This is a genomic window from Actinoplanes sp. NPDC024001, assembly GCF_040638955.1.
In the GTDB taxonomy this organism is placed as follows: domain Bacteria; phylum Actinomycetota; class Actinomycetes; order Mycobacteriales; family Micromonosporaceae; genus Actinoplanes.
On record NZ_JBEZZB010000004.1, the window covers coordinates 12101 to 32947 of the forward strand.

Sequence of the window (20847 nt, forward strand, 5' to 3'; positions counted from 1 at the left end):
CGACGCCGGCCGGGAGCAGGATGCTTCCGGCCGGCTCGGTCAGACCAGCCGCTGCTGTGGGCGGGCCCGGATGAGCCGGGCCGCGGTCCACACCGACCAGACGGTCCAGGCGGGCACCAGCAGGATCACGGAGAGGCCGTTGAGCGGGGAAGCCGGCCACAGTTGCAGGCCGAGCAGGACGCCGAGCAGGCCGATGCCGCACAGTACGCCCATGAGGGCCAGGGCCGGTGGGCTCGTTCGCCGCAGCAGGGCGGCGCCGCTGACCGTGATCAGCCACAGTCCCGGGAGGAACGCGCCGGCCACCGCGATGGCGTGGAAGCCGGTGGCCACCGACAGGGCGCCCGCGGCAACCGGTCCGGTGCCCGCGAAGACGCTGATCAGCAGGGCTATCAGGTAGGCGAGGGGACCGCCACCGTAGGACCGGGCGGTCCAGAAGGACCGGACGGCGACGACGCCCACCATGGCGCACGGTGCCATCAGGAACAGGAACTCGGCGGCGTCCTCGGGGAGCCCGGCCGGCGCCAGGACCGCCAGTGCGATCGCCCCCGACGCGCCGAGCAGACCGAGACCGGTCAGCACGGACAGCCACCGGCCCGGCGGCGGGACCGGCTCCCGGAACTGCCGGGCCAGCACGGGAACCTTGACGACCGTGTCCAGAGCGAACCACCAGCGCCGGACCCCGCGGACCTCGGCCAGCAGGGCGAGGGCCTCCTCGCGCCAGCGCGGGCGGTGGGCCGGTGGCAGGATCAGCGCGGCGAGCGCCAGAAGACCACGCAGCAACCTCATCACGACCAAGCCTCCCCGGGAAGGATCCGGCCGAGCGACGGGCGCAGCCGGGTGGCGGCACGCGGCGCTGTCGTCGCTGCGGCAGCCGCGGCCGTGAGACCGTCGGGGGTGAGCCGGTAGTAGCGCCGGCGCGGCCGCCCGGCGGCGCTCTCGTCCACCGTCTCCCACTCGCTGCTCAGCCAGCCCGCCTGCTCGAGCCGGGCCAGGATCGGGTAGATCGTCCCGGGCATCAGCCCGGTCCAATCGACGATCTCCAGGCCGTAGCGCTCCCGGCCGGGATCCTCGGCCAGGGCCTGGAGCACGAGCCGCACCTGCAGGGTCATCCTCGGCATGCTCGTACTCTATATAGGGTGTCAAGAACAACGGCCGGGAGCTTGCGCTCCCGGCCGTCATCCGCAGCGGTTTACAGCGGCAACCACAGCGACAGTACGTTGGGCGGCTCCCAGCCCGAGATCGACGTGTGGGCCTGGCGGCACTGGTAACGCGCCCCGTTGTAGGTGACCACGGTGCCGACCGCGTACGCCGTGTTGACCGCCCACGTGGTGCCCGCCGGCGCCGTGGTGGGTGAGGTCGTCGGCGGCGCCGTCGTGGTGCCGCAGGCACCGAACACCTTGAACTCGAACAGCGAGTAACCGTAGGCCGTGCCCCGCGCCGTGCCGTTCATCCGGACGTAGCGGCCGCTGCCCGAGAGGGCGAGCGTGTCCGTTCCGCCGTCACCGGTGGTCACGGTGGCCGCGGTGGTCCAGGTGGTGCCGTTGGTCGAGGTCTGGATGGTGTACGCCCGGCCGAACGCCGCCTCCCAGGTCAGCTCGGCCCGGCTCAGCGTCTGGACCGAGCCGAGGTCGACCTGCAGCCACTGCGGGTCGGCGAAGGCGCTCGACCAGCGGGTGGCGGCGTTGCCGTCGACCGCGTTGCCCGCCACGTAGTCCGCCTCGGTCGAGGACGCCGTGGCCGGCCGGCCCTGCGACAGCAGCGGCCCGGTGGTGCAGCTCGGCGGCGGCGGCGTGGTGGGCGACGGCGGCGGCGTCGTGGTCGGCGGGGTGACCACCCCGCCGCCGTTGGCGTTGCCGCCGCTCCAGGTCAGACCGCCGGTGGTGGCGGTCTTGCCCGCGGCGACGGTGAGCACCCGGCCGTCGGAGAACGTCACCGTGAGCGCGCTGTTGGTGATGTTCGCGGCGACGTACGTCTTGACGCCGTTCTTCGTGAACACCTTCGCCAGCGGGTGGTTCGCGGTGACCGTCTTGTCGATCGTGCCCAGGGCCGCGAGGTTGCGGATCCAGTGGAAGGTGTGCGCCTTGCTCTCACCCTCCTCGGAGGTGTAGTTGCCGCCGCTGGCCCGGAACTTGGACAGCGCCGCGTCCGGGTCGCCGAGGGCGAGGAACTGCCAGTGCATGTCGCGCCACTGCTGCGGTTCACCGCCGTTGTTGCGTACCAGCTCGGCGTAGGTGTCGCGCACCGACTGTGGGTGGTCGCCCAGGTAGAGCTGGCCGCCGGTCATCGGCAGCATGTTGATGCCGACGATCAGCGCGTGCTCGCCGCTGAACCAGGTGGCGTACGCGCCACCCGAGCCCCACACGATCGCCGCGTAGTTGTGTCCCCACTGCGACGGGAAGTTCTCGCCGGTGACGTCGAACCAGTACTCGTTGATCGCCGCGGCCTGGGTGGTGTGCAGCCAGATGCCGGCGTCACGCACGGTGGTGTTGCCGGTGGCCTGACCCCACTGGATGAGCGCGTTGGAGAAGTTCTGCCCCTCCGACGACGACTCCTGGTTGTTGCCCGCGCCGAACGCGCCGTGCCCGGACGCCCAGTCGTGGCCGGCGTAGATGTCGAAGTCCCGCAGGTACGGGAACCGGCTGTCGGTGCGGTCGTAGTTGTTGGCGTCGCGGATCAGCAGGTCGACCATGCCGCCGTACTGGCTGCCGGCCGCCCACGCCGGGTCGAACTTGGCGAGCGTCGCCGCCGCGGCCACGTAGTAGCCGTAGTGGAAGTGGTGGTCGTTGAGGTCCTCGTCGGAGGCGTACGACGCCGGGTAGCCGATCAGGGTGCCCCAGTTCTTGTCGTAGTAGAACACCCGCGACGTCTTGCCGGCCGACGCGGTGAACCAGTCGGTGAGCCGCGTCTTGATCACGCTGAGCGCCTTGTCCCGCACGGCCGTGAGGTTCAGCTGGTCGGCGATCTCCGCGATCCGGGCGGCCCGGCCGAGGCCCTTGCCGGTCCAGTACGTGTCGTCGCCGCGGAAGTCGGCCGGGTTGTTCAGCTCGGCGTTCAGGTAGTTCGTGATCGTGGTCAGGTCGGCGCCGCTGTTGTCCGCGACCGCCGGGATCTCCGGCAGCACCCCGGTGTACTTCATCGTGGTCTGGAACTGCGTCCCGGTCACGATCTTCATCCGGCCGCGCGGCGAGACGTACGTCTGCGCCGCCGGGCTGGAGCCGGTCAGATACCGCCACTGGTGCGGGTAGAGCGCCATGACCGTGCCCGACCCGCTGCCCTCGCGCGCCGTGGTGGTGAACGCGTAGGTCGTGTTGACCGTGCCGGACGCCTGGTTGTAGGAGTACGAGACCCGGGTGCCGGTCACGTGGTTGTGCGCGTACTGGTTCCACGCGTCGGCGAGCGCGATCTTCTCGGCGGTGCTGGTCGCCGACGTGGTCGGCAGCACGCCGACGGTGAAGTAGCCCTTGCCGGCGAGGTTCGAGCGGAACGTGTTGCCGCTCGCGCTCCAGGTCGCCCCGGCCGGCGCCCACGCCACGTAGTCCTGGCCGGCGATCGAGAAGCCGAGCCGGTTGCCGCTGTTCGACCAGGCGGTCGGCGGCCCGGTCACGGTGAGCAGCGCGTCGCCGCCGGTCGCCTGGAAGTAGGTCAGCGGCAGGCCGTGCCCGATGGTGGCCTTCAGCGTGCGCGCGCCGTCGCTCCACGAGGGCGTGACGGTCCAGTCGGTCCAGTTGTCGACCAGCGCCTTCGGCGCGTTCAGGCCGGCGACGCCGGCAACGACCTTCTGTGCGTACGGGTAGTGGTACTCACCCAGCCCGGTCGGGCTGCCGCTGATCGCCGGGGTCTGCTCGTAGGAGAAGCCCAGGCCACTGGCGACCGGCTTGTAGGCGGCCGGGTGCCCGTAGAGCGGCTGCGAGAAGTTGCACTCGTCGCCCTTCTTGAACAGCAGCGACGACCACCAGTCGTTGGTCGGCACCGCGCCCTTGGGCGCGTTGGCGGTGACGTTCTCGCGCGGGTTGGTCGAGATCGATCCGCATCCCGACGGGAGTTTGGCGCCGGCCGGGAGGGTCTCGGTGTAGCTGCCGGCGCCGATCGTGCCGGCGCTGGCGGTGCCCGAGAACGAGACGGCCAGCACGCCGGAGCCGACCGCGACCACGGTCGCGGCGGCCAGACCGGCCAATCGGGTACGCCTGCGGGCAGGCGTGACGGGTGAACTCATGAACGAAGCCTCCGGTGGGGACGGCGGAGCCAGGCGCTGCGAACGGGGGTTGTGAGAGCGCTCTCTCGGCCGTGAGGCTAACCGTCGCCAGATAGGCCGGTCAATGTTTCCAAAGAATTAACGGGCCCACCGCGGAGTCCAGGTGCCCTCCCCGTCATCCGGCGGCCGGCGTGAGCTGAGGTAGCCGCGCAGCTGGGCGAGCGCCGGATGCGGGTTGTCGTCGCGCCAGATCAGGGACATCGGGTAGATCGGCGCCGGGTCGCGGACCGGGATGCGCCGCAGGTCCCAGCTGTCCGGCCACAGGTACCGGGTGCGCTCGCCGGCCAGCGTGGCCAGCTCTGCGGAGTCGGCGATCTCGGCCAGCAGCGCCTCGTTGCCGAAGACCGGGCCGACCCGGTCGATGGTGAGGCCGAACGCGGCGGCGAGCTCGTCGTAGTAGTCGCTCCACTCGGTGCCGGCGGCCATGCCGGGCATCCAGATACGGTGCCCGGCGAGCTGTGCGGGCGTGACCGTGCGGGCGTTGGCGAGCGCGTGGCGCGGCCCGACCAGCAGGTCGTGGTGCTCGTCGATCACCCGGGCGGTCCTGATCGCGCTCGGCAACCGGTGAGCCGGAACGGTCACCGCGTGGAAGGTGGCGTCGACCGTCCCGGCCTCCACGGCGGCGGTGGCGGCCTGGACGTCGGCGTCGAGCAGGGTCACCACGTCCAGCTCGATCCCCGGGTGAGCCCGGTGGAAGTCCTGCAGCAGCACCGCGGGTGCGGTGCGCCGGCTGTGCACGTCGATGCGCAGAGCGCGCCGGCCGGGCCGCACCGAGGCGTCGGCGCGCGCCTCCGCCCGGAGCAGTTCCCGGGCGTGCGGCAGGAAAGCCTGGCCGTCGACGGTGAGCTGGGCGCCCCGGGCGGTGCGGGTGAACAGTCGCACGCCCAGATCCCTCTCCAGCGCGGCGATGCGCTTGGACACCGCCTGCTGGGTGATCGACAGGGCGGTGGCGGCGTCCTGGAACTGGCCGCCGTCGGCGGCGGCGACGAACGTACGGACAGCGTCGAGATCCACGGTCCCGACCCTATATTCACAACCATCGGTTGTGGCTCGCCGCCGTACGCGTTGTTTGATTCCTGCTCACCGTCCCTGCTTCGATCTCGGCAGTCAACGAGGGGATGTGGCGATGGGACGGCAGTTCCGATGGCTCTGGACGGCGTACGCGATCAGCGCCTACGGTTCCGGGTTCGGATTCGGCGCGCTGCCGCTGATCGCCGTGCTGGTGCTCGACGCCGGCCCGGCCCAGGTCGCCGCCCTGGCCGCGATCGGGCCGGCGCTCGGCGCGCTGATCGCCCTGCCGCTCGGGCCGTGGGTGGAGTTCCACCGCAAACGGCCGGTGATGATCGCGATGGACCTGACCCGGTTCGCGGCCCTGCTGAGCATCCCCGTCGCGTACGCCCTCGGACGGCTCAGCTTCGGGCAGCTGCTGGCCGTCTCGGCGGTGGTCGCCACTGCCAGGATCGCGTTCGGCGCGGCCGGCGGCGCCTACCTGAAGAGCCTGGTCCGGCCGGGCGACCTGCTGGTGGCGAACGCCCGGTTCGAATCGACGACGTGGAGTTCCATCGCGATCGGGCCGCCGCTGGGCGGGGCGGCCGTCGGCGTGTTCGGCCCGGTCGTCACCGTGGTGGCCGACGCGGTCAGCTATCTGCTCTCCGCGCTCAGCCTCACCGCGATCGGTGGCCACGAGGAACCCCCGCAGCGCACCGGCGAACGCCGGATGCGGGGCGGTGACCTGCTCGACGGCTGGCGGCACCTGTTCGGCCATCCCGGGCTGCGCGGGCTCTACCTCAACCAGCTGCTGGTCAGCGGGCTGATCATGGCCACCGAGCCGCTGCTGGCCGTGCTGATGCTCGGCGAGCTCGGCTTCCCGCCCTGGCAGTACGGCCTGGCCTTCGCTGTGCCCTGCGCCGGCGGGCTGATCGGTTCCCGCCTGGCCCCGCGCGCGGTGGCCCGCTACGGCCGGCACCTCATCCTGCGAACCGTCGGCACGCTGCGGGCGGTCTGGCTGATCGGGCTCGCCCTCGTCCAGCCCGGGCCCGCCGGTCTCGCCACGGTGATCGTGGTCGAGCTGGCGATCGTCCTCGGCATGAGCCTGTACAACCCGGTGCTCGCGACGTACCGGCTGGAGCGCACCCCGAGGGAGCGCGTCGCCCGTACCCTCGCTGCCTGGTCCATCGGCAGCAGCGCGGCCATCGCGCTGCTCAGCGCGCTTGCCGGATGGCTCGCGCAAGCCACCGGTCCGCGCACGGCCATCATGGTTGCCGGAGTGCTCATCCTCGCCGGCCCGCTGCTGCTGCCGCGCAGGCTGGGACGTGATCGTCAGGGAACCGCCGGGAGCCCGACGGGGGAGCCGGCCTCCAGCCACCGTTCCAGGTTGGCGGAGGAGAAGATCTCGTCCAGTGCCAGATGCACGGCACCGGTCACGCCGGAGATCTCCTCCGGCACCGTGGAGACCTCGATCCGCAGGTCCTGGGTCGACAGGGGCAGCGCCCGGCGATAGATCGCCTCGCGGAGCGCGGCCAGCACGTGCGCCTTGGCCCGGGCGATACCGCCGCCGATGACCAGCAGGTTCGGGTTGTAGAAGCTGACCAGCGTGGCCAGTGTGCTGCCGAGCAGTGCGGACGTTCGTTGCAGCAGGGCACGGGCGGCGAAGTCGCCCCGTTCGGCGGCCTGCGTCACGTCGTACGGCCGGATCTGTTCGTGCTGGGCGAGGACCGCGGCGAGCGCGGGACTCTGCCGGGACTCGGCGAGCATGCGCCCCTCGCGGGCGAGGGCGGCCCCGCCGGCGACGGCCTCCAGGCATCCGAGGTTGCCGCACCGGCAGAGAAGGGTGCCGCCCTCCGGGATGGCGACGTGACCGATGTCGCCGGCCGAGCCGTTGGCGCCCCGGTAGAGCTTGCCGTCCATGACGATGGCGGCGCCGATGCCCACGCCGATACGGACGTAGAGCAGGTGTCCGGCGGCGGCTGCGTCCGGGTCCGAGCGCAGCTCACCGAGAGCCATCAGGTTGACGTCGTTGTCGACCCAAACCGGGGCGCGGTAGCGGGCGGTGAGCCGGTCACGGATCGGGTAGCGGTCCCAGCCGGGCATGGTCGGCGGCACGATCGGCAGGCCGGTGCGGAACTCGACCGGCCCGGGCACGCCCACCCCGATCGCCCACACCTCGGTGGTGCGGGTGCTGAGCAGCTCGTCGGCGAGTTTCTCGGCCAGCGACAGCACCGGTTCGGGTCCGTCGGCCACGTCGATGGGCTGCTGGCGGGTGGCGAGCACGGCGCCGGTCAGGTCGGCGAGCCCGACCACGAGTTCGGTGGTGGCGATGTCCACACCCAGCACCAGCCCTCGCTGAGCGGCCAGCCGCAGCCGCCGCGGCGCCCGGCCGCCGGAGGAGCGACCGAGCCCGGCGCCCTCGATGAGGCCGGCCGCCTCCAGCTCGGACACCCGCTGGGCGACGACGCTGCGGCCCAGGCCGACCTGGTCGACGAGCATCGGCTGGGTGACGCCGGTGCCGGCCCGCACCGCGCTGAGCACGGCCGCCAGGCCATTGATCCGTTCACTTGCCACGGCGTCAGCCTATCCAGCCCGCTCAGCGGTCACGGGGTGCTGTGGAGCATGCCGGCCGACGGCCCCGAATACCACCCGGACGGCCGTCGGATCTACCAACACCGGGCGGTTCTCGACCGCGCCGGGGCACGCGCAGATCGCCCGATCCGGCCGGACGGGACCGGCCCGGCTCGGGGTCCTTCGCGTACGTCGGCTATCCCGCCTGACGTCACTGGTTGCTGAAGGCGGCGTCGAAGGCGGCCGACGGCAGCGGCCACAGCATCGAGCGGACCCGCCCGACCGCTTCGGCCGCCCCGTGCAGGCGATCCATGCCGGCGTCCTCCCACTCGATCGAGATGGGGCCGGTGTAGCCGATGGCGGCCAGCGCCCGGAACGCGTCCTCCCAGGGGACGTCGCCGTGGCCGGTGGACACGAAGTCCCAGCCGCGGCGCGGGTCGCCCCAGGGCAGGTGCGAGCCGAGGATGCCGGAGCGGCCGGTGGCCGGGCGGATCCGGGTGTCCTTGCAGTCGACGTGGTAGATGCGGTCGGCGAAGTCGGTGATGAAGCCGACCGTGTCGACGCCCTGCCACATCAGGTGCGAGGGGTCCCAGTTGAAGCCGAACGCGGGGCGCCGGCCGATCGCTTCGAGGGTGCGCACCGAGGTCCAGTAGTCGTAGGCGATCTCCGACGGGTGGACCTCGTGGGCGTACCGCACGCCCTCGGCGTCGAAGACGTCGAGGATCGGGTTCCAGCGCCGGGCGAAGTCCTCGTAACCGTCGTCGATCACCGACTGCGGGACCGGCGGGAACATCGCGACGTACTTCCAGATCTTCGAGCCGGTGAACCCGACCACGACGTCGGCACCGAGACGCCGGGCCACCCGGGCGGCACGCTTCATGTCCTCGGCGGCGCGCTGCCGTACCCCCTCGGGGTCGCCGTCGCCCCACGTGCCGGGCCGCAGGATGGCCTGGTGCCGGAAGTCGATCGGGTCGTCGCAGACGGCCTGGCCGGTGAGGTGGTGGGAGATCGCCCAGCAGCGCAGGCCGTACTTGTCGAGGATGTCCAGCCGGGACTGCAGATAGCCGGGATCGGCCTCGGCGCGTTCCAGGTCGAGGTGGTCGCCGGAGGCGGCGATCTCCAGGCCGTCGTAACCCCAATCGGCGGCCAGCCGGGCCACCTCGGTGAACGGCAGGTCGGCCCACTGGCCGGTGAACAGGGTGACGGGTTGGCGGGCGGTCATCCGAGCTTCTCCCGGATGTGGCGAACGGACGTGACCGTGTCGACGGTGGGGAAGTACTCCAGTCCGATCGGCCCGTCATATCCAGATTCGCGAAGAACACGCAGCTGCGCCGCCCAGTCCAGGGCGCCGCTGCCGGGTTCGCCGCGGCCGGGCGCGTCGGCGATCTGCACGTAGTCGACCAGCTCACCGGCGTCGGCCAGGACGGCCGCCGGGTCCTCGCCCTCGGTGACCGAGTGATAAAGGTCGTAGAGGATGCCGAACGAGTCCGCGCCGACCGCGCGGGCCACGGCGACGGCTTCCGCGGTGCGGTCCAGCAGCGCGCCCGGGTGGTCCACGCGGGTGTTGACCGGCTCCAGCACGAGCTTGACGCCGGAGCCCTCGGTGCGGCTCACCGCCTCCCGGAACACCTCGACGAGCTTGTCCAGGTTCTGCGCCCGTTTGGCGCCCGGGAAGCCGATGCCGGAGCCGAGGACGATCCGCGGGCAGCCGAGCCGGCGTGCGTTCTCCACCCCGCGGTCCAGCCCGTCGAAGAACGGCTTCAGATCGGTGCCGGGCAGCGTGAAGTTGGTCCGCGGCTCGGCGATCACCGAGGTCATCGTGACGCCGGTGTCGTCGAGCGCCGTACGGATCGCGGTGATGTCCTTGTCGAGGGTGCCCCACATCTCGACGGCGTCGAAGCCGGCCGCGGCCGCGGCGCGGATCCGGTCGGCGGCGTCCGGGCCGGCCTCGGTGAACAGCAGTTCGATGTTGGGGGAGAGCTGGAACACGGTCACTCCTGAGTCGCGGCGATGGATCGGCGGATGAGGTCGTGCTGGCGGCGCACCAGGTCGACGGGGTCGGCCTCGTCGAGGTCGGCGAAGGCGTGTCCCTCCCACTCACTGGAGAAGAAGCCGTCGTAGCCGCCGCGGACGAACTCGCGCACGATCGCCGGGTAGTCGATGGCGGGTTCGTCGCCTTTGTCGTCGATGTCGTAGAACTTGGCGTGCACGTGGACGATCCGCGGCATGATGTCGGCCCACTCGCGCGGGTCGACGTGGCCGTGCATGTTGAACGCCAGCCGGGCGAACGAGCCGAGGCTCTCCGGTGCGATGCCGCGCGAGTGCAGGTAGGCGATGAACTCGCCGTGGCGGGCGTTGATGTCCGCGTCGGTGGCCCAGATCTCCTGCAGCCGGTCCAGGTCCGCGGGCGCGAGGCCGAGTTTCACCAGCTTGCGCAGCAGCGTCGGCGACATCCGGCGCATGGTCGAGCTGAAGTCGGCGACGAACCCGAGCCGCGGTGAGCCGATCTCGTCGTAGAGCTCGCGGATCTCCAGCACCTTCGGCGAGTTCGGGCCGAGCGGCGCGTGGATCTCCCAGCCGAGCGTGAGGTCGAGTTCCTCGGCGACCGGCATGAGACGGCGGATCAGCTCCGGCTTGGCGCTCTGGATCCGCACCAGCGAGAAGCCGAGGGCGCGGGCGCTGCGGAACTGGGCGACGGTGAACTCGTACTCCTCGTCGGGGGTCATGTCGCGGTCGCGGCGCCGGCCCATGTCCAGGTTGCAGCCGAACGAGCTGGGCACCAGGCCGTGCCGGTCGAAGGCGTCGCGCCATTCGCGGACGAACTCGTCGGTGACGTACGGGTAGGTGCGCAGCGTCTGCGAGGCGACGATCTCGACGCCCGGCCCGATGCCGGCCTTCGCGACCGTGTCGAGCAGCCCGGCGAGGTCGTAACGGCGGGCCGCCCACTCGCTGGTGAGCGAGTAGAGGGTCAGGCCGAGCTTGATGGTCACTGTCCGACTCCCAACGTGCGGCGGCTGGTGGCGTGGTTGGTCACGTATTTCTGCGGGGCGATCTGCATGTAGGGAAGCCGCAGGTCGACGGTCACCTCGACGTCGACGTCCTGACCGGCCGGAACGGGTTCGTCGAGCCTGGCCACGACGGTGAGCCGGTCCTGGATGAACCAGAGCACGTCCCACTGCTCGGCCAGCTCGTCGATGCGGTAGGTGCGCCCACCGAGTTCGGCGCGCAGCCGCTCGGCGGGCACGGTCTCGCCGCCGACCGCGACGGCGATGTCGCTGACGCTGGACAGCCAGAGGCTGCGGTACCAGGGCAGCACCACGTCGATGGCGAGGCCGTCGGGGTGGGCGGCCAGGCTGTCCTCGCTCAGTACGGTGTCACCGGTTGCCATGTCGCTCCCATCCGAGTTCGTGTTGCAGGTACCAGCTGTTGAGCATCGCCAGCTCGGCCGGGTTGCCGCCGTGGTCGCTCTCGACCACCACCCAGCCCGGGTACGCGTGCTCGCGCAGCGCCGCGACGAAGCCCTTGACGTCCACCAGGCCCCCGTCGGTGCCCAGCTCGTAGAACCAGCGTTCGATGTGCCGCCCGGCGCCGCCGCGCAGCATCGTGGTCTCGGCGCCCGGCATCAGGTACTCGGTGCCGGTGTCGGCGTACCGGGTGTCCTTGAGGTGCACGTGGGTGACCCGGTCGTGGTGGCGGCGGTAGAAGGCGACCGGGTCGATGCCGCCGATGGTCAGCTCGGCGGTGTCCAGGGCCAGGCCGGCGTCGGTGGCGGCGAGCAGGCTCTCCAGGTCGGCTTCGGTGTGCACCGCGCCGAGGCAGTCGTAGTGCAGGGCGACCCGCACACCGGACGCCGCGGCCAGCTCGCTGACCCGGTTCCACAGCTGACCGATGTGCTTGATCGCGTCGTGGTCGAGCGGCGGGCTCATCCAGGCCGACCCGGCGGGCCGGACCACGAGCTGCTCGGCGCCGACCCCGGCGAGGAAGTCGACGAACGGTTTCGCGGACTCCACGATCGCGTCGTGGTCGGCCGGGTTCGCGGCGGACCGGAACGCCCAGCCCTCCTCCTCGACCGGCTGGCCGGGGTCCCAGTACATGCTGGACACGCCCTGGACGGAGCACTCGCGGAGGAACGCGAGGAAGCCGGCGTGGCTCCCGTGGTTCAGCAGGATGACCTCGGGCCGGCCGAGGTTGTCCCAGCGCCCGGTGCCGGCGGCCAGCTCCACGTGGTCGAAGCCGCACGCCGACACCGTCTTGAGGGCGCGGCGCTGGTCCTCGTGGCGCACGAAGACGTCCATCCGGATGTTCCACTGGTTCAGCGCGTACGCCCACCTCATGCGGCCACCTCCGCGAGGACGTTGTCGATGTACCACTTGGCGACGCAGGTCGCTTCGGCGTAACTGCCGCCGCCCAGCTCGGCCTTGTCGTGTTCGACGGTGAGCCAGCCGTCGTAGCCGGAGGCGACGATCTCGCGCATCAGCGCCGGGAAGTCGACCAGCCCGCCTTCGGTGCCCATCTCGTAGAACCAGCGGTCCACGCCGGGTGCCATCAGCTCCGGGTCCGGCGGGGTCCGGTACGCCTCGTTCGTGTCGACGGTGTGGGTGTCCTTGAAGTGGAAGCCGGTGCACCGCTCCCGGTAGTCGCGGAACATCTGGATCGGGTCGACCCCGGCGATCGTGTGCTGCGCGGTGTCGCAGAAGAAGTGCACCAGCGCGGGGTCGGTCTCGGCGAAGAACAGGTCGAGTTGCTCCCGCGTACGGATGGCGCCCCAGAACTCGAAGTGGCAGGTGGTCTTCATGCCGTGCCGCAGGGTCATCGCGCCGACCCGGTTCCACAGGTCCGCCATGATCTTGATCTTGTCGGGGGTGACCGGCTCCACCTGGAAGTACGTGGTGGTCGGCATGACGATGAAGTTCTCCACCGACAGGCCCTCCACGGCGCGGACGGTGTTCTCGCAGTCGGCGAAGATGCGGTCGTGGGTCTCACGGACGTGCGGGGCGGTGTACTTCGTCGCGTACGGGTAGGCCGAGAAGATCCCGGTGATCTTGTCGAAGCCGTTGTCCTGCAGGAACCGTTCGAAGGCGGCGACCGAGCCGTACATGCCGGCCAGCATCGGCAGGTAGAAGAAGAACGTGTCGAAGCCCTGGAAACCCAGCGCCGACAGTTGTTTGACGTAGCGGTCCATGTGGGCGCGGTTGAACGACGGGGGCTGTGGCCCCTGTGGCGTCTCGGTCACCCAGTGGTCCATGTAAGACCATTTCATCGCGGGGTCCTTTCGGTGGGCAGGGTGAAGGCGAGCAGGCAGCCGGCGGCGAGCAGCCCGGCACCGGTGAGCAGGCCGGCGCCGGTGGAGGCCGCGGCGCTGGCGACCGCGACCAGCAGTGCCAGGCCGACCGCGCTGCCGACCTGTTTCGAGGCGGAGAGCAGGCCGGACGCCAGGCCCGCCTGCTCGGTGGGCAGGCCGGAGGTGGCCGCCAGGGTCAGCGGCAGCCCGGAGGCGCCGAGACCTACCATCACCAGCACCAGCGGCGGGAGGACGGCCCACTCGTACCGGTCCTGCGGTCCGATAGCGGAGAGCCAGACCAGGCCGGCCGCGGCGAGCAACGAACCGATCACGAACAGCCGGCGCGGGCCGAGCCGGCCGACGCCGAGCGACGCGGCCCGGGCGCCCAGCGCGATACCGATCGCGCCGGGGGTCAGGGCCAGGCCGGTCAGCAGCGGATCCATGCCGAGCACCTGCTGCAGATAGAGGCTCAGGAAGAACATGGTCGCCGGCAGCACACCGCTGACCAGGGCGGCGAGCCCGTTCGCGGCGCTCACCGCGCGGACCCGGAAGACCCCGAGCGGCACAATCGGGTCCGGCGCCCGCCGCTCGACCACCACGAACGCCGCGAACGCGGCCACGGCCAGCATCAGCGCGCCGACGGTCGACACGGCGAGACCCTGGTCCTCGGCGAGGATCACCGCGGACACCAGGGCTGCGGTGCCGACGGTGACCGTGACCGACCCGGGCAGGTCCAGCCGGCCCCGGGTGTCCCGGCGCCCCTGTCCGATCATCACCCAGGCCGCGGCGGCGACCAGAACGGCACCGAGCGGCACGTTGACGAAGAACACCCAGCGCCAGCTCAGCAGCCCGGTCAGGACACCGCCGATGATCGCGCCGAACCCGCCGCCCGCCGCGGCCGCGGCGGTGAGCACGCTCAGCGCCCGAGCGCGAGCCCGCTGGTCGGTCAGCCCGGCGGTGACCAGGGTCAGCGTCGTCGGCACCAGCACCGCGGCCCCGGCGCCCTGCACGAAGCGAGCGGCGATCAGCTGCCAGCCCGTCTGCGCGAAACCGCAGACCAGACTCGCGAGCGAGAACACCAGCAGGCCGCCGATGAACGCGCGCTTGTGGCCCCACAGGTCCCCGACGCGCCCGCCGAGCAGCAGGAACCCGGCGAAGGTGAGCGTGTAGCTGCTCACCACCCACTGCAGCCCGGTCGCGTCCAGGGCCAGGCTCTCCTGGATCGGCGGCAGCGCCACGTTGACGATGGAGACGTCCAGCACGGCGACGAACTGGGCGGCGCAGGCGACCGCCAGCAGCGCCCGGGGCCGCCGGGTGAGGATCGGAGCGGGGGCGACGGTCACCGGGAGGTCAGCTCCGCGGCCAGCGCGGCGGCGCCGCGCACGGCGATCGCGACACTGGTCAGGGTGGGGTTGCACGAGTTCGCGGTCGGGATCAGGCCGTTACCGGCCAGGACCAGACCGGGTACGCCCCACACCCGCGACCACGAGTCGCAGACGCTGGTGCCGTCGTCGGCCGGGCCCATCCGCACCGTGCCCATGTAGTGCAGCGAACTGCCGGCCGGCATCACCTTCGGCATGCCCTCGACGAACGAGCCGAGCGCGGCCGCGGCGCGGGCCTGATGCTGCCGGGCACGGTCCAGTTCGGCCTGCTCTCGCTCGGTCAGCTCGTAGGCGATCCGGATTCCCGGCAGCCCGTTCCGGTCGGGCTGGTCGTCGGCGAAGATCAGCCGGTCCTGCGGGCGCGGCCACTTGCGCACGCCCCAGCCCATCCCGGCGTAACCGGCCGGGTTGTCCCGGTGCGGGCTGCCCTCCGGCAGCGGGACCGGGCAGATCGGGCTGAACATGATCTGCGCGTGGTAGGGGTGTTTCTCCTCGTCGTAGCCGATCGCGACGACCGCCTGGATCGGGTCGACCGGCGCCACCGTGCCGGTGCGCGGCGGCACCGCGCCCTCGCGCAGCGCGACCACCCCGAACAGCAGCGGATGCTCGGTCAGGTAACGGCCCAGCGCCTCCGGCCGGATCCCGGACGCCCACAGCAGCTGCGGCGTGCGGATCGCGTCGGCCGCGACGACCACGGCGTCGGCGTGCACCTCCTGCTCGGTGCCGCTGCGCTGGTCGCGCAGCACCGCGCCGGTCACCCGGTCACCGGTACGCAGCAGGCGTACGCACAGCGTCTCGGCGCGCAGGGTGAACCGGGGATCGTCGAGGACCGGGGCGAGCACGACGTCCGTACCGCTCCACCGCAGCGTGCCGTCGGGTCGCGGGTCGGCGGCGACCGGCAGCGGCCGCACCGCGATGCCGTCCGGCGCGAACTCCTTGCCGAGCAGCTCGAGGATCGCCGCCGCCTGCGGGGAGTCGCCGAACGCGGCCCGGGTGGTGTGCAGCAGCCGCTCCGCCTCGGTGATGTGCTCGTCCCACTCGTGCGGGCCGATGAAGCTGATCCGCTCGCTGCCGGCCGGGCGCGGGGTGGCGCAGGTCCAGTGCACGCCCTGACCGCCGACACAGGACGATGCCGCGGCCGCGGGCATGCCGGGGGAGCCGTCGGCGGCGTCGCCGATCAGGAAGGTGCCCTGCCGGGCGGTGATCGTGCCCTCCACCACGACGCCGCCGGGGATGCCGGAGACGCCGCTCTCGGTTGCGCTGCCCTGGGAGGCGAGCCGGGCGGCCGCTTGCGCGGCCGGATCGGCGATGTTCTTGACGTTCATGCCGGGCGGATCCGAGACGACCGGCCCGGCCTCCACCATCAGCACGGCGACATCGGGTACGGCGCCCAGCAATTGCCGTGCGTAGGTGGCGCCGGTGGGCCCGCTGCCGATGATCAGGACGGTCGAGGTCATCGCGATGCCTCCAGGGAGTCGGCGAGGGCGCGGGCACTGATCACGGCCAGCGCGACCGCGGTGAGCGTCGGGTTGCAGGCGGTGGCCGTCGGGATGACGTTGTTGCCGCCGACGTAGACGTTGGCGGTGCCCCAGACCCGGCCGGCCGGGTCGCAGACGCTGGTGCCGTCGTCGGCCGGGCCCATCCGGGTGGTGCCCTGGTAGTGCAGGGAACTGCCGGCGGGCAGCACGAACGGCTCACCGAGCGGGCGGCCGAGAGCTTTCGCCGCGGTGCGCAGCTCCTCGACGGCCGCCGCGATCGCGGCCTGATCGGCCTCGGTCAGGGTGTAGTCGATGCGGATCGCCGGCATGCCGTGCTCGTCGGCGGCGTCCTCGTCGAACCACACCCGGTCGTCGGCGCGGACCTGCTTGCGGCAGAACCAGCCGAGCCCGACGACCTGGCCGGGGCGCACGGTGACGCCCGGGTCCAGCTTCACCGGCGAGGCGTCCATCTGCATGACCTGGCCGTGGAAGGGGCGGCCGGCGGCGTACGGCACCCAGGACACCCCGGACAGCGGGACGATGGCGCCCCCGCCCGGTGTGGTCGCCGCCGACACCGCGACCGAGGCCGTGGCATCGCCGGTGACGTGCCGGTCATCGAGCAGCGCCGCGGTCATGACCTGCGGCTGGTCGTTGAGGTAACGGCCGAGCGCGGCCGGCCGGATCCCCGACGCCCACAGCAGCTGCGGGGTGCGGAACGCGTCCGCGGCCACCACGACCGCACGGGCCTCCACCACGCTGCGGTCACCGGTCGCGACGTCGACGACCTCGACACCGGTCGCCCGGTCACCGTCGATGAGGATCCGCCGGGCGAGGGTGCCCGCCCGCAGTGTGACGTTCTCCCGTTCCCACAGGTCACCGGCGATCACCGCGGGTCCGGTCCAGTGCAGGCTGCCGTCGCCGGAGACGCTGACCGCGACCGGCATCGGCCCCACCGGCCGCCGCTCGGGCTGGTCGAACAGCTCACCGAGGATCTGCTGGACCGCGCCGCGCAGCGGGGCCCGGTCGAAGGCGTGCGTGGTCACCGCCAGCAGCTCCTCGGCCCGGCGGAGCGCCTCGTCGAGCACCGCCGGGTCGAGGAAGCCGGGCACCTCGTCGTCGCCGGGCCGGGGACAGGCCGCGGTCCAGTGCGCGCCCATCCCACCGACGTTGGTGGAGATGGCGGCGTTCGGCATGGCCGGGGTGCCGACCAGCGCGGTGCCCGGCCGCGCCGGGGTCGCCCCGGGCGGCGGCGCCGCTCCGGAGGGCAGCCCGGCCAGCGCCGGACCCGGATCGGTGATGTTCTTGACGTGGCCGCCGGGAACGTCGCCGAGCACCTGCCCGGCGTCGAGGACGAGGACACGCAGCGCGGGAGCCCGGTCGGCCAGTTCGCGGGCGGTGGCGGTGCCGACCGGTCCGGAACCGACCACCACGACGTCGTAGCGGCTCATGCCGTCAGGGTGAGCCGCTTGCTGTCGCGGCCACCGCCCGGTACGGGCATGTAGGAGATCCGCAGCCGGACGACCACGGTGACGTCGTGCTCGCCGTCGGCGAGGGGCTCGTCGGTGGTGAAGGCGAGCTCGGCGCGCTCGCCCATCTCCCAGCGGTCGTCGGTGACCCGCGGGAGCTGGTCGAAGGTGTACGTGTTGCCGTGCACCGTGAAGGTGGTGCGCTCGGCGGGCACCGGCTCGCCGTCCAGGACCAGGTCGACGGCCTCCACCATGGACAGCGCCAGACCCCGGTAGTAGGGCATCCGCACCTCGACCACGCCGCCGTCGCCGCGGGCCCGCAGGCTCTCCTCGCAGACGATGTACTTGTCGAACATCAGGCTTCCTCTCCCAGAAGGCGGGCGAACATGGCGTGCTGGCGGCGGACCTGCTCGACGCTGTCCACCGGGTGGACGTCCTGGATGTGGCGGTTGCCCTCGTACTCGCTGGACAGGTAGCCGTCGAAGCCGCCGGCGGCGAGCACCGGCACGATCTCGTCGTAGGGGATGGAGAACTCGGTGAGGTCCTCGGTCATCTCGTAGAACTTGGCCTGGATGTGCCCGATCAGGCCCATGTGCGCCAGCATCGCCTTCGGGTCGGACCAGATGTAGTGGGTGGCCTGCCGGGCCAGACCGAAGTCGGCCGGCCCGCCGCCGCGGTAGTTGACGATGTCCATCAGCGCGTGCGTGTCGCCGTGGTCGTCGTAGGTCTTGACGATCAGGTCGACCAGCTCCGGCTTCGCGCCGTCGCGCAGCGCCCGCTCGCTGACCACCCGCGGGAACCGCCGCACGTAGGTGCCCATGTCCGGCATCAGGCCCAGCGCCGGCGAGCCGGTGCGGTGCATGACCTCCAGGTGCTGCAGGATCCACGGGTGCTCGTAGTGGAACGGCGCGTGCACCTCCAGCAGCAGCCGCACGCCCTTCTCCTCGGCGTACGGGGCGGCGGCCGCCATCACCTCCGGCGGCGTGTTGATGATCGCCCGGATGACGGTGGCGCCCAGCCGTACCGCGATGTCGATGTCCTGCCGCACCGAGGCGACCTGCTCGTCGAGGGTCAGCCAGCGGTCGCGGTGCCGTTTGGTGTCGAGGAACAGGTCGGTGGCGACCGGGTGGGTGCCGTACTTGTCCATCCAGCCGAACCAGTCGGCGACGAACTCGTCGGTCAGCTTCGGATAGCCGGGGATCGACTGTTCCGGGATGATCTCGATGCCCCGCGCGCCGATCTCCCCGGCCACCCGGATGCAGTCCTCCAGCGACAGCGTCCGCAGGAAGTACTCCTCCTGGAACGAGTAGAGGCTCACGCCCCGCTTGATGGTCATGCGGTCTTCCTTTCTTTGCGGTGGTCGACCCAGTGCGGCAGGTCCCAGGGGCGGGCGAGGGCCTCGCGCAGCCGGGCGGCCAGGTCGTCGCGGTCGGGCAGCGGTGAGAAACGGCCGTCGGGGCGGGTGTAGACGCGGCAGCCGAGCGCGGGCGGGCCGCCGTCGGGGTACAGGTCGGCGCCGCCGACGTGGAAGGTCGGCGAGCCGGGGAAGCCGTCCACCGGCGTGTGGATCTCCCGTTCGACGACCTGAACCTCGGTGCGGCCGGCGTCGGTGAGCACCTCACGCAGCATTGCGGCGGCCCGGTCGTGGCTGGGACAGCCGGCCCACCAGAGCAGCTCGACGCGCCATTTGATCGAACACCCGGCCGGCGAGGTGACCGGCCGGGCCACCTCGCCGCCGGCCAGCACGGCGTCGAGAGCCTGGCGTACGAACCGCGCGTCCTGTCCCGGGTCGTCGTAGTCGCCGTCCGGCGCCCCGTGGTACCGGATGGTTCCGGCGCGGTCGATGACGAACACCTCGGGTGTGGCGGTGGCGCCGTAAGCCCGGGCGACCGCCTGGGTGGCGTCACGCAGGAACGGTCCGGCCAGCTCACCGGCGTGCACACGGGCGGCCATCGCCTCGGCGGTGTCCTGCGGCGCGCTGCACTCGTCGTTGCTGACGATCTGCAGGACGGTGACGCCGCGCTCGGCGTAGTCGCGGGCCACCGCCTGGATCCGGTCGTGCCAGGCGCGGGCGTACGGGCAGGCGTTGGCGGTGAAGACCACCACCGTGGCCGGGTGCTCGGCGGGCCGCAGCGGCACCGGAGTGCCGTCCGTGTCCGGCAGGGTGAACCCGGGTGCTTGCTCACCGACGGTGAGTCTCATCGGACTGTCACCTCCGTTCGGGCGGTGGCGCGCTGCACGAGCGGCACGCCGGGCGCCTGCTGGATGTAGGGGATGCGGATCGCCACGGTGACCTCGATCGGCCCGTCGACGTTCGGCGCGGTGACGGAGACCTCCAGCGGGTCGCGGAGATCCCACGTGTGCCCAGGGGAGATCCGGCCGGGTTCGCCGTTGACCTCGACGGACTCGAGGCAGGACAGCGGCAGTGACCGGTACCAGGGCAGGTGGACGGCGACGACCAGACGGCCGTCGCGGACGGTGGCGCAGCCGGGGCGCAGCATGCCCTCGTGCATGGTCATCGGGCCGCCTCCAGCACGTCGAGGTGGGCGCGGGTGAGCGCCACCGGGTCGGCGTCGGCGCGGTCGTACAGTTCGTGGCCGCCCCATTCGCTGACCACCGCTCCGTCGAAACCGGCCGCGGCCAGCGCCTTCAGCCAGGCGCTGTGCGGTTCGCGGACCGTCTCGACGTCCAGGTCCCAGAACTTGGCGTGCGCGTGCCGGACCGCGGGCAGCACGTGTGCCCAGTCGTCCGGGTGGGTGTTCCCGCAGCGGCCGAGGACCCCGGCCACGAGCATGGTCCGCATCGGGTCGCCGGCCACGATGTCCAGCGCCGCGCCCATGTCCCCGCGGGCCCGGTGGACGGCGTCGACCTTCTCCGGCGCCAGACCGAGTCGCAGCAGCGCGGTCCGCAGGCCGGCCGGCAGGTCCGGCGTGGTGAGGCTGAAGTCCAGGGTGAACCCGAGGTACAGGCTGCCGGTCGCCTGCCGCAGGGCGAGGACGTCGAGGATCGCCGGGGCGTCGGGGGTGGTGGTGCCCTGGATCTCGAAGGTGAGCACCACGCCGTGGTGTTCGGCGGCGGTCAGCGCGCGCCGCAGCAGGCCGGGCGTCATGCCGAGGGTGGCGCGGACCACCGGGAAGCCGAGCCGGGCGGCCGCCTCGAACTGGGGCAGCAGCTCGTCGAGGGCCTCGTCCTCGGTGAGAGCGCGACCGGCGTACCGATAGAGGTCGGTGTAGACGCCGAGCGCGGCCGGCCGCAGGCCGAGCCGGCCGACGGCGTCGTGCCAGTCCCGCTCGTCGGCGGCGTCCAGGTGGGGGAAACCGCGCCACGTCTGGTGGCCGATGACCTCGATCGCCGGCCCGCACTGTGCCACCCGCTCCAGGACCTCGACCGGGGTGGCGCCGAAACGCCACAGCGGGGTCATCGAGAACAG

General features: G+C 72.0%; 19 protein-coding genes and 1 pseudogene. 1 reads left to right on the forward strand and 19 read right to left on the reverse strand.

Going from position 1 to position 20847, the window contains the following annotated elements:
- Window positions 1–39: 39 nt before the first annotated feature.
- The 4 genes from AB0F81_RS03125 to AB0F81_RS03140 form a co-directional block, all read right to left on the reverse strand.
- Complete coding sequence (locus AB0F81_RS03125) at window positions 40–786, reverse strand: hypothetical protein (RefSeq protein WP_360190051.1); 747 nt, start codon at window positions 784–786, stop codon at window positions 40–42.
- A complete protein-coding gene (locus AB0F81_RS03130) occupies window positions 786–1118 on the reverse strand; it encodes a PadR family transcriptional regulator (RefSeq protein ID WP_360190054.1) in 333 nt (110 codons plus the stop codon). Before AB0F81_RS03130 ends, AB0F81_RS03125 begins: the two co-directional genes overlap by 1 nt.
- Window positions 1119–1189: 71 nt before the next feature.
- Window positions 1190–4213 carry a glycosyl hydrolase gene (locus AB0F81_RS03135; protein WP_360190056.1) on the reverse strand — a complete coding sequence of 1008 codons (3024 nt, stop codon included), beginning with the start codon at window positions 4211–4213 and terminating at the stop codon, window positions 1190–1192.
- A gap of 117 nt (window positions 4214–4330) precedes the next feature.
- Window positions 4331–5266 carry a LysR family transcriptional regulator gene (locus tag AB0F81_RS03140; RefSeq protein WP_360190059.1) on the reverse strand — a complete coding sequence of 312 codons (936 nt, stop codon included), beginning with the start codon at window positions 5264–5266 and terminating at the stop codon, window positions 4331–4333.
- A gap of 112 nt (window positions 5267–5378) precedes the next feature.
- Between AB0F81_RS03140 and AB0F81_RS03145 the strand changes: the two genes are divergently transcribed.
- A complete protein-coding gene (locus AB0F81_RS03145) occupies window positions 5379–6752 on the forward strand; it encodes an MFS transporter (RefSeq protein ID WP_360190062.1) in 1374 nt (457 codons plus the stop codon).
- Here AB0F81_RS03145 and AB0F81_RS03150 read toward each other — a convergent pair.
- The 15 genes and pseudogenes from AB0F81_RS03150 to AB0F81_RS03220 all read right to left on the reverse strand — a co-directional run.
- Window positions 6707–7738 (reverse strand): annotated as a pseudogene (locus tag AB0F81_RS03150) (ROK family protein); the annotation flags it as partial. The gene AB0F81_RS03145 and the pseudogene AB0F81_RS03150 sit on opposite strands and share 46 nt — an antisense overlap.
- Window positions 7739–8021: 283 nt before the next feature.
- Window positions 8022–9032 carry a sugar phosphate isomerase/epimerase family protein gene (locus AB0F81_RS03155; protein WP_360190065.1) on the reverse strand — a complete coding sequence of 337 codons (1011 nt, stop codon included), beginning with the start codon at window positions 9030–9032 and terminating at the stop codon, window positions 8022–8024.
- Window positions 9029–9799: a TIM barrel protein gene (locus tag AB0F81_RS03160; protein ID WP_360190068.1), complete on the reverse strand. Its 771-nt coding sequence runs from the start codon at window positions 9797–9799 to the stop codon at window positions 9029–9031. The genes AB0F81_RS03155 and AB0F81_RS03160 overlap by 4 nt, the downstream gene beginning before the upstream one ends.
- A 2-nt stretch (window positions 9800–9801) precedes the next feature.
- The gene (locus AB0F81_RS03165; RefSeq protein WP_360190071.1) at window positions 9802–10800 is read right to left on the reverse strand and encodes a TIM barrel protein; all 999 of its coding nucleotides are present in this window, start codon (window positions 10798–10800) and stop codon (window positions 9802–9804) included.
- Entirely contained in the window at window positions 10797–11198 is a 402-nt protein-coding gene (locus AB0F81_RS03170; RefSeq protein WP_360190074.1) for a DUF6379 domain-containing protein, read from the reverse strand. Before AB0F81_RS03170 ends, AB0F81_RS03165 begins: the two co-directional genes overlap by 4 nt.
- Window positions 11185–12144 carry a sugar phosphate isomerase/epimerase gene (locus AB0F81_RS03175; protein ID WP_360190077.1) on the reverse strand — a complete coding sequence of 320 codons (960 nt, stop codon included), beginning with the start codon at window positions 12142–12144 and terminating at the stop codon, window positions 11185–11187. The genes AB0F81_RS03170 and AB0F81_RS03175 overlap by 14 nt, the downstream gene beginning before the upstream one ends.
- Window positions 12141–13070: a sugar phosphate isomerase/epimerase gene (locus tag AB0F81_RS03180; protein WP_360190079.1), complete on the reverse strand. Its 930-nt coding sequence runs from the start codon at window positions 13068–13070 to the stop codon at window positions 12141–12143. Before AB0F81_RS03180 ends, AB0F81_RS03175 begins: the two co-directional genes overlap by 4 nt.
- Window positions 13067–14434: an MFS transporter gene (locus AB0F81_RS03185; protein WP_360190082.1), complete on the reverse strand. Its 1368-nt coding sequence runs from the start codon at window positions 14432–14434 to the stop codon at window positions 13067–13069. The genes AB0F81_RS03180 and AB0F81_RS03185 overlap by 4 nt, the downstream gene beginning before the upstream one ends.
- Window positions 14431–15930, reverse strand: a complete 1500-nt coding sequence (locus tag AB0F81_RS03190) for a GMC oxidoreductase (protein WP_360190085.1) — start codon at window positions 15928–15930, stop codon at window positions 14431–14433. Before AB0F81_RS03190 ends, AB0F81_RS03185 begins: the two co-directional genes overlap by 4 nt.
- Entirely contained in the window at window positions 15927–17399 is a 1473-nt protein-coding gene (locus AB0F81_RS03195; RefSeq protein WP_360190088.1) for a GMC family oxidoreductase, read from the reverse strand. The genes AB0F81_RS03190 and AB0F81_RS03195 overlap by 4 nt, the downstream gene beginning before the upstream one ends.
- On the reverse strand, window positions 17396–17773 hold the full coding sequence (locus AB0F81_RS03200; protein ID WP_360190090.1) for a DUF6379 domain-containing protein: 378 nt from the start codon (window positions 17771–17773) through the stop codon (window positions 17396–17398). The genes AB0F81_RS03195 and AB0F81_RS03200 overlap by 4 nt, the downstream gene beginning before the upstream one ends.
- On the reverse strand, window positions 17773–18753 hold the full coding sequence (locus AB0F81_RS03205; protein WP_360190093.1) for a TIM barrel protein: 981 nt from the start codon (window positions 18751–18753) through the stop codon (window positions 17773–17775). The genes AB0F81_RS03200 and AB0F81_RS03205 overlap by 1 nt, the downstream gene beginning before the upstream one ends.
- Window positions 18750–19619 (reverse strand): thioredoxin family protein, encoded by an 870-nt coding sequence (locus AB0F81_RS03210; RefSeq protein WP_360190096.1) that lies wholly within the window; start codon window positions 19617–19619, stop codon window positions 18750–18752. The genes AB0F81_RS03205 and AB0F81_RS03210 overlap by 4 nt, the downstream gene beginning before the upstream one ends.
- A complete protein-coding gene (locus tag AB0F81_RS03215; protein WP_360190099.1) occupies window positions 19616–19936 on the reverse strand; it encodes a hypothetical protein in 321 nt (106 codons plus the stop codon). The genes AB0F81_RS03210 and AB0F81_RS03215 overlap by 4 nt, the downstream gene beginning before the upstream one ends.
- Window positions 19933–20838, reverse strand: a complete 906-nt coding sequence (locus tag AB0F81_RS03220) for a hypothetical protein (protein WP_360190102.1) — start codon at window positions 20836–20838, stop codon at window positions 19933–19935. The genes AB0F81_RS03215 and AB0F81_RS03220 overlap by 4 nt, the downstream gene beginning before the upstream one ends.
- Window positions 20839–20847 lie beyond the last annotated feature (9 nt).

What these genes read in the sequence shown, in the direction of transcription:
- AB0F81_RS03125 (WP_360190051.1), bottom strand. Translation starts at nt 786, where the DNA reads ATGAGGTTGCTGCGTGGTCTTCTGGCGCTCGCCGCGCTGATCCTGCCA.
- AB0F81_RS03130 (WP_360190054.1), bottom strand. Translation starts at nt 1,118, where the DNA reads ATGCCGAGGATGACCCTGCAGGTGCGGCTCGTGCTCCAGGCCCTGGCC.
- AB0F81_RS03135 (WP_360190056.1), bottom strand. Translation starts at nt 4,213, where the DNA reads ATGAGTTCACCCGTCACGCCTGCCCGCAGGCGTACCCGATTGGCCGGT.
- AB0F81_RS03145 (WP_360190062.1), top strand. Translation starts at nt 5,379, where the DNA reads ATGGGACGGCAGTTCCGATGGCTCTGGACGGCGTACGCGATCAGCGCC.
- AB0F81_RS03155 (WP_360190065.1), bottom strand. Translation starts at nt 9,032, where the DNA reads ATGACCGCCCGCCAACCCGTCACCCTGTTCACCGGCCAGTGGGCCGAC.
- AB0F81_RS03170 (WP_360190074.1), bottom strand. Translation starts at nt 11,198, where the DNA reads ATGGCAACCGGTGACACCGTACTGAGCGAGGACAGCCTGGCCGCCCAC.
- AB0F81_RS03175 (WP_360190077.1), bottom strand. Translation starts at nt 12,144, where the DNA reads ATGAGGTGGGCGTACGCGCTGAACCAGTGGAACATCCGGATGGACGTC.
- AB0F81_RS03180 (WP_360190079.1), bottom strand. Translation starts at nt 13,070, where the DNA reads ATGAAATGGTCTTACATGGACCACTGGGTGACCGAGACGCCACAGGGG.
- AB0F81_RS03190 (WP_360190085.1), bottom strand. Translation starts at nt 15,930, where the DNA reads ATGACCTCGACCGTCCTGATCATCGGCAGCGGGCCCACCGGCGCCACC.
- AB0F81_RS03195 (WP_360190088.1), bottom strand. Translation starts at nt 17,399, where the DNA reads ATGAGCCGCTACGACGTCGTGGTGGTCGGTTCCGGACCGGTCGGCACC.
- AB0F81_RS03200 (WP_360190090.1), bottom strand. Translation starts at nt 17,773, where the DNA reads ATGTTCGACAAGTACATCGTCTGCGAGGAGAGCCTGCGGGCCCGCGGC.
- AB0F81_RS03205 (WP_360190093.1), bottom strand. Translation starts at nt 18,753, where the DNA reads ATGACCATCAAGCGGGGCGTGAGCCTCTACTCGTTCCAGGAGGAGTAC.
- AB0F81_RS03210 (WP_360190096.1), bottom strand. Translation starts at nt 19,619, where the DNA reads ATGAGACTCACCGTCGGTGAGCAAGCACCCGGGTTCACCCTGCCGGAC.
- AB0F81_RS03215 (WP_360190099.1), bottom strand. Translation starts at nt 19,936, where the DNA reads ATGACCATGCACGAGGGCATGCTGCGCCCCGGCTGCGCCACCGTCCGC.
- AB0F81_RS03220 (WP_360190102.1), bottom strand. Translation starts at nt 20,838, where the DNA reads ATGACCCCGCTGTGGCGTTTCGGCGCCACCCCGGTCGAGGTCCTGGAG.